Source organism: Prevotella sp. P5-126 (assembly GCF_002251185.1).
Classification (GTDB): Bacteria; Bacteroidota; Bacteroidia; order Bacteroidales; family Bacteroidaceae; genus Prevotella.
Genome location: NZ_NPIZ01000056.1, coordinates 1 through 589, shown reverse-complemented (window position 1 = coordinate 589; position 589 = coordinate 1). Strand labels below are relative to the sequence as shown.

The window sequence follows — 589 nt, the reverse complement described above, 5'->3', positions numbered from 1 at the left end:
TCATGCGTTGCAGTAAAGGTCATTACCTTTGTCGCACTCTCATTTTCAATTGTAGTGTTGTTGTCCTCCGACGAACATGACGCAAAGGACACGATGGCTGCAAAAGCCATCATAGATTGAATATATTTCTTCATTTTCATTCTTTTTACCATGTATAATTTTCTTCATCAAGTGTTTCTGTTTCTCCATTAGTACTTCCCGCTAAAATCTGTGTCCTGCTGATTTCATAAACTGTCATAGTAGGAGATTGATAGAATTTCTTTTCTTTTTTTTCCATTTTTGTGTTTCTTGATTCTCGGTTGCCTATAGGTTCTCGGAGTCGGCTGGTTGTTATAATATGGATAAGGTTAACCTATAAATGAAAGAGCGTGGAACCTGACACTTGCCTGTTCCACTTCTCGAGGTTATGGTTTACCTGATTTCAAGCTGTCAGAAACAAAGCGCATGAAGACGCTCTCCCATAAATAGAGACAAATGCGGAGCCAAATTCTATTGGCTCAGAAGCCCAAGCGAGTTGGGCAACTTGCAAATGTCGGTGCAAAATTGATAAATAAAAATGAAACTGCCAAACTTTTCGGCAACTTTTTAT

1 protein-coding gene is annotated in these 589 nt (G+C 38.7%); it reads right to left on the bottom strand.

Annotated features, from left to right (window positions below):
• Window positions 1-145 precede the first annotated feature (145 nt).
• The gene (locus CIK90_RS14535) at window positions 146-277 is read right to left on the bottom strand and encodes a hypothetical protein (protein WP_256387353.1); all 132 of its coding nucleotides are present in this window, start codon (window positions 275-277) and stop codon (window positions 146-148) included.
• Window positions 278-589: the final 312 nt, after the last annotated feature.